Below are 5,872 nucleotides of genomic sequence, written 5' to 3'. Positions count from 1 at the left end.
GCGTTCGCGGCGGGTTTGCTTGCGCTTGCCGGCGTACTCGAAGTCGGAAAAGCTCATCTGGCTCATGGGAGGCTCGGATCAGGTGGTCGGTCGATTTTCGCATATCCGGGACTTGTTCGGAGATTCCCTAATGCCGCAGGGGTTAAATCAGTGTTGGACGCTACTACAGCTGCTCAGCAGGCCCGTGTTGCAGCTGAGGCTATCGCGAAAGTCGCCGCAGAGGCTGCGGCTGTGGCAGAGGCGAAACGGGCGGCTGATGAGCAAGCTAAATATGAAGATGCTATTAAGGCCACCGCCAGCTTTTATGAAGAGGTAGCGGGTAAGTTTGGTAATAAGGCCTCTACGCTAGCGCAAGAGTTGGCAGAGAGCGCTAAAGGGAAAAGTATTCGCAGTGCCGATGAGGCATTTAAAGCATTTGATAAGTATAAGAGTATTTTGGATAAAAAATTTAGTGCTAAGGATTGGGATGCGGCAGCAAAGCAGATTGACTCAATGGATTTTGATGCTGTCGGTAAGGCTGCAGCCAAGTTTGGCAAAGGATTTGGATATGTAGGGAAAGCAATGGATGTTAAAGATGTTTATCTGGAAGTTAGTAAGGCTATGAGGTCTGGTGACTGGAAGCCAGCTTTTGTAAAGCTCGAAACTATTGGGCTTGGATTAGCTGCGACAGCCATTGTTGGGGTTGTCTTTGGGTTCGCAGCGGTAACGCCGCTGGGGATACTAGGGTTCGGAGCTTTAATGGCTTTGACAGGGGCAGTCATTAACGATACTACAGTTGAAATGATGAATAAATATTTTTCAACTATTTAAATGGGTGTATCAGCACTACCCTTATGAGTAGTTCTGTTTTTTGAAGTGGGAAAATATTAGATATATTAATCCGAGGGGGATGGCAAAGAAAAAACAAAATAAATAAAAAACAGCGTATGCGCCATTTTTTCCTGAGGTTTCCATGAGTAGTCCTCTGCTCCAAAATTCTTTTGTTGTGTAATGCAGAGCTATGTTTTCTATAAGTCGCTTTGAAAACGGGAAAAGAAGTGTATTTATCCCTGATACAATTGGGTGAAGAATTAGCTTCGGGGCTATTGTTACGCTTGAGCCCCAATCATAGTTGTAAACTGAAAGGCCGAAAAATAGGATTCCCCACATTAAGTTTTTTAAATAATAATCTCTTTTCATGTTTATTGCTCCCTCAGATTTTGCAAGTTTAAGTCATTGAAGTATCCCGTTAATTTACTAAAAAACAACGGTTTAGTGTACAAAAAATCCGCTTTCTCTATTTATTCCTATAAGGTCATGTTCAGCATCAACGCCAATCCTGACATAAGGCGAGTGTTCGCTTGAGTCCATTTTGAAATAGTGGAGCTTCTGTATAGCACGGCGAATCAGCAGCAAGGAAAGGCCGACGTCAGTGAAGAACTGGTGATCATGAATTGGGAGCCGGCAGCGTTGGGAGTGGTGTTCTGATCTGACGGCTACGCCAGGACAAAGGGCCACGCATGAGGTGGATTTTTGCTGACTGGAGATTGGCTTTCCCAGGGCAAAAGTCTGAACTGGAGTGATGAGGTTTCGCCCTTCGGCACTATGAAAAAAACCACTTAGATACAAAATTTTAAGGGCGCTCCTGCAAAATTTTTGGTTGTTCGTTCCGGTGAGTACAGGAATTTCAGGTGTAAAAGACTCTGTAGTCGCTGGCACCTGCTGGGGGGGGCGCTTGGCCTAGGGACGTTGATGCGTCACAGGTCTGGCGAGGAAATTGACGTTCTACATTTTTGGGCTGTGATGTGCTCCAGCACCTGGCGCGCGCCGTCGTCCTCCCTCGCCTGACGACTAAATGTATCGAGTTTTTTGCACCCATTCTCATTCAGCCAGTCGCTCAAACACCCAGCATTTGATGATCCTTCCGGTTAGTCGACTGTGAACAGCATGGTTCTTGTGCAGGCAGCGGGGACTCCGGCTTTGCCACATGGCTTGGCGTAGGACGGTGTCGATTTGTAGCAATTGGCCGTTCTCGCTGAGCAAGCGTGTTAGCTCTCGTAGATTGACGGCCAGGGTATTTGAGCGAACAGCGTGGTTATAGTGCACGCCTTTGCCGTCGAGAAAAGTCAAAGCCTCCCAGAAGGTCTTAAGAACGTCCGGTACGTTGGGCGTGGTGAGACCTAAGCTGTCGATCTCTGGGGTAGGTAGGCCCAATGCATTGGACACGTCAGCCAGTTGCTGGTGAATAAGCGTGCGCAGCGCGGGATCACGAGTGCGATGGAGTTCTTTACCTAACACTAATCGAAGTCGGTGATTAGCAATGCGCGCTGAGGCTGTCGAGCGGTTTTCCAGTTGATAGCTGCCGGTCTTGCGCAGAGCTGGAAGTACCTCGTCGCAAACCCATGACTCGAACTGCTGAGCCTCCTCCTTCCGGCTTCTGATGATGAGCCTGTATAGGTTACCTTCATCAATGAATTGCAGCTCTTGCTTACCTTTTTCCGTTAGGGTGTCCGTTATACGGACACCCTTCTCGCGGCAGTTGTCGCTGATCACCTGTCTTGAGTTGCTGTAGCCGAGAATCGTGCAAATATCCTTAGCGCAAAACCAATGCTCTCCGTTCTCTTCTGTCACGACTCGCACCGGCAACGCTTCAAACTCAAACAGTATGGGCATGCTCATCGGTGCGTTCCTTACGAAGTCTTGTTCAGAGTGTGGCATCAAGCAGTTTGCCCAGCCTGGCTGCGATCGGCAACTCGATCTACACCTGGCGCGCGCCGTCGTCCCCCCACCTCGCCTGCGGGCTAAATGGGTCGTTTTTTCTGCGGCCCTGCGGACAGCCCAACGCGGCACTGGCTGGGGGGCTGCTCGGCGTTGTGGGGGGCTCAAAAGCCTGCGGAACCCTGCACCGAGGGGGTATTTTGTTGAAGGCGTCTAAAGGCTCTGCTGTTGAGGGGGAGGGGGGGAGTCTCAAAAAGAGTAACTTCAGTAATCTCCCCACAGAAACGGTCTGGAGGCCACGTATCCCGTGGGTTTTTAGATTACAAAAAGGAGTAACAGAGAAGTAATTGAAAAGGTAATTTTTTACTAAGCTGTTGATTTTAAAGGAGTTTATAAAGGTTGAGAATTACATTTATAAAGAGTAATCAGATTACTTCAATATTACTTAAAGATTACCTTTTGCTAGAAACATAAAAACCTTTAATTTCAATAGCTTGAGCGTAAAAAACGGTCAAGATTACTTATGTTACTCTTTTTTTGCCCCCCTCCAGACCCCGGACGTCAGGCCTCTATACGTGTGATGCGCACGCGTACAGAGATGCATGCTGATGCTCATGGGAATGGCGTGGGAATGCTTTTGCGCAACTGGCACCGCTGGAGCCCTTGTATTCCGGGGCCTCGGCTGCGAGATTGCGGGTGCGGGTACTTTCGAATCTCTCCTTCACCGCCATATTGTTATGAAAAAGCCCCGTTTTACGGGGCTTTTTCATGTCTGATGTTTTTTGTTCCCCCATCCGCCCCCCCTACGTTTTTTTGCGTGTCGGTTAAGCTGGCAATGAATGTCGCTTGGTCATTTGCTGGCTGGCCTCCTGAGGCCTTGCGTGAGTTCTACTGGACATGTCGACGGCGCTCGTGCGAGTGAGGTGATCCAACCGCAGGTCGCCTTACGGATTATTTAATTTCTGGCACGGTAATTAAGGCTATCCCTGGGAAATTTCCTACATGTCGGGAGGATGTTTCTCTAAGGGCGCAGGATAGTTAGTTGGCAAAGTCCTACCCATTAATAATGGGTAGGTTGAAACAGATGGTTGAGGGGTGTGTTCTCGTCATAGAAAGCCATGCGTTGCAACGCAGTGTGTTGGTCAACGGGTTGCTGAATCTGCAGGTGGCGAGCGTTGTGTCGGCCGGAAATGCAATGCAAGCAGTGGATCACATTCGCAGTCAAGCAGTGATCGACATCATTTTTTTTGACCTTGCTGACGGTTCGATTAACAACCTTGAGTTTCTGCGCGTGGCCAGCGAACTGGGTAACGTACGTGCGCTGGTTATACATGGAGAGTTGCCGCTGGCATTGCGGCGTTCGGTCGAAAAGTTGACCACTTTATCTTCTATCCGTTTACTCGGTGTGTTGGAAAAGCCCCTGCAACTGCGGGCTTTGCAAAAGATCCTGTCTGATTTCACCCCGTTGTACTGCTCTGCACTGAGGGGGACTCTGACAGCGATTGAGTTGATCCCTCGCCAGCAGGTTCTGCTGGGTTTGATGGCTGGAGAGTTTCAGGCCTGGTACCAACCCAAGTTCAACCTGCACGATGGCCGATTGTTTGGTGCCGAGGTTCTAGTGCGCTGGAATCACCCCCAGCGCGGGCTTTTACTGCCTCGGGATCTGTTGGCGGCAGTGGTGGCTTATGACCTGCTCGATGAGATGTTCAAGCGGCTTCTAGACCAAGGGCTCGAACTCATGAGCCGGCTACGCGAGCAAGGGTTTGATACGGGGCTAGCGTTCAACCTGACAGCCTCTCAATTGGTGAGCAGCGACCTGGTCGAACACGTTATCCAGCGCTTGCATCAATATGAATTGCCGGGTGCTGCACTGATGTTCGAGATCACCGAAAACGGTCTGCTGGATTTGCCAGCCTCTGCTGTGGAAAATTTGTTGCATCTGCATCAAGCCGGCTGTGGTTTGTCGGTCGATGACTTCGGCATTGGCTTTTCCTCTTTGACGCAACTGGCGCATTTGCCCTTCAACCAACTCAAGCTAGACGGTGTCTTTGTCCGGGATGTTGACGATTTGGGGAACAGGGCGGTCATTTCAAGTAGCGTGGCGCTGGCCAGGGCGCTGAAGATGGATCTGGTTGTCGAGAACATTGAAAATGCCTATACGCTCAACGCCCTCGTCGATCTGGGCTGTTCATTTGGCCAGGGTTTTCATCTGGCGGTCCCCATGAGTGCTGACGACTTTGCAGTGTGGTTGCAATGCCGCGCCTCGGTTGCATAAAAAATAGATGCCATAATTTTGCCAGGCGCGTTTTAAGCTACTTTGTATAGAGCTTAAGGTCGGGATGTCTTGTTCTGGTGATGGTGTGTTGTTGTCTCCCGAAGAGGTTCATATGTTAAAAGCGTTAGTCGTTGATGATCATTCGTTTGTTCGTGCCTCTGTAAAGTTACTGGTTGGTGCCGAACAGTTTGAAATTGTGGCGGAGGCGGCTAACGGTGTGGAGGCTGTACGCCTAGCGCGAGAGCATGTCCCCGATCTGATCCTGCTCGATATCGCCATGCCATTACTTGATGGTCTGGAGGTGATCGGTCGCATCTCGGCGCTTGGATTGCCCTGTAAAATTCTGGTGCTGACATCCATGGAGGCTTCTTTTTATGCCATGCGCTGCATGAAAGCCGGAGCCTCGGGCTATGTTTCCAAGACGGGGAGCCTTGAGGAGTTGACTCGCGCGATCAAGGCGATAAAGGATGGTTACAGCTATTTTCCATTGCTCTCCAACAGCTCGGTGCGCGCTGGTGACAATCAGGTCAGTGAGTCTGACTTGATTGGTCAACTGTCCGACCGTGAGCTGACCATTTTGCAGCAACTGGCTCGGGGTTTTAGCAACAAGGAAATTGGCGACTCGATGCTTCTGAGTAACAAAACCATCAGCACCTATAAAACCCGACTGATTGAAAAGCTCAACGTCAAGTCAGTGGTCTATCTTGCCGAGTTTGCCAAACGCAACAACCTTCTTTAAGCATGAAGCGGCCAATCGGGTTTCTGTTTTTTTTACTCGGCGGCGGCAAAAACTGAGTGCAACACCTGACCTTTCCGGTACGGTGCTGCCCCTATGTCTTATACCGAACTCAGCGTTGAAGAGCGCGCCACCATTCAAATCAGTCATGCCCAAGGCTTCAG

General features: G+C 49.9%; 6 protein-coding genes and 1 pseudogene. 4 read left to right on the top strand and 3 right to left on the bottom strand.

Translation table 11 applies throughout. The features are described 5' to 3' along the window. Positions 1–150 precede the first annotated feature (150 nt). Positions 151–810 (top strand): colicin-like pore-forming protein, encoded by a 660-nt coding sequence (locus AC19YY_RS30880; RefSeq protein WP_500605316.1) that lies wholly within the window; start codon positions 151–153, stop codon positions 808–810. 21 nt (positions 811–831) lie between these two features. Here AC19YY_RS30880 and AC19YY_RS30875 read toward each other — a convergent pair whose 3' ends face one another. After that, entirely contained in the window at positions 832–1,179 is a 348-nt protein-coding gene (locus AC19YY_RS30875) for a colicin E1 family microcin immunity protein (RefSeq protein ID WP_500605315.1), read from the bottom strand. Between the two features lie 111 nt (positions 1,180–1,290). On the opposite strand from AC19YY_RS30875, the pseudogene AC19YY_RS30870 reads away from it, so the two are divergent. Continuing rightward, positions 1,291–1,467: pseudogene (locus tag AC19YY_RS30870) on the top strand (DNA adenine methylase); the annotation flags it as partial. 393 nt (positions 1,468–1,860) lie between these two features. Here the strand turns inward: AC19YY_RS30870 and AC19YY_RS30865 are convergent. Continuing rightward, positions 1,861–2,658: a BRO-N domain-containing protein gene (locus tag AC19YY_RS30865; RefSeq protein WP_500605314.1), complete on the bottom strand. Its 798-nt coding sequence runs from the start codon at positions 2,656–2,658 to the stop codon at positions 1,861–1,863. A 1,081-nt stretch (positions 2,659–3,739) separates the two neighbouring features. Here AC19YY_RS30865 and AC19YY_RS30860 point away from each other — a divergent pair. After that, positions 3,740–4,972 carry an EAL domain-containing response regulator gene (locus AC19YY_RS30860; RefSeq protein ID WP_432755198.1) on the top strand — a complete coding sequence of 411 codons (1,233 nt, stop codon included), beginning with the start codon at positions 3,740–3,742 and terminating at the stop codon, positions 4,970–4,972. A gap of 112 nt (positions 4,973–5,084) precedes the next feature. Next, the gene (locus AC19YY_RS30855) at positions 5,085–5,711 is read left to right on the top strand and encodes a response regulator transcription factor (RefSeq protein ID WP_169954276.1); all 627 of its coding nucleotides are present in this window, start codon (positions 5,085–5,087) and stop codon (positions 5,709–5,711) included. On the opposite strand, the gene AC19YY_RS30850 is transcribed toward AC19YY_RS30855, so the two are convergent. After that, positions 5,664–5,872, bottom strand: a 209-nt coding sequence (locus tag AC19YY_RS30850) for a hypothetical protein (protein ID WP_500605313.1), incomplete at its 5' end; no start/stop codon positions are given. The two genes, AC19YY_RS30855 and AC19YY_RS30850, sit on opposite strands and share 48 nt — an antisense overlap.

The sequence above is a fragment of the Pseudomonas sp. MF09156 genome (genome assembly GCF_059862305.1).
The sequence above is the reverse complement of the archived record's forward strand: the minus strand, read 5'-3'. Positions and strand labels throughout refer to the sequence as shown.

What these genes read in the sequence shown, in the direction of transcription:
- AC19YY_RS30875 (WP_500605315.1), bottom strand. Translation starts at nt 1,179, where the DNA reads ATGAAAAGAGATTATTATTTAAAAAACTTAATGTGGGGAATCCTATTT.
- AC19YY_RS30865 (WP_500605314.1), bottom strand. Translation starts at nt 2,658, where the DNA reads ATGAGCATGCCCATACTGTTTGAGTTTGAAGCGTTGCCGGTGCGAGTC.
- AC19YY_RS30855 (WP_169954276.1), top strand. Translation starts at nt 5,085, where the DNA reads ATGTTAAAAGCGTTAGTCGTTGATGATCATTCGTTTGTTCGTGCCTCT.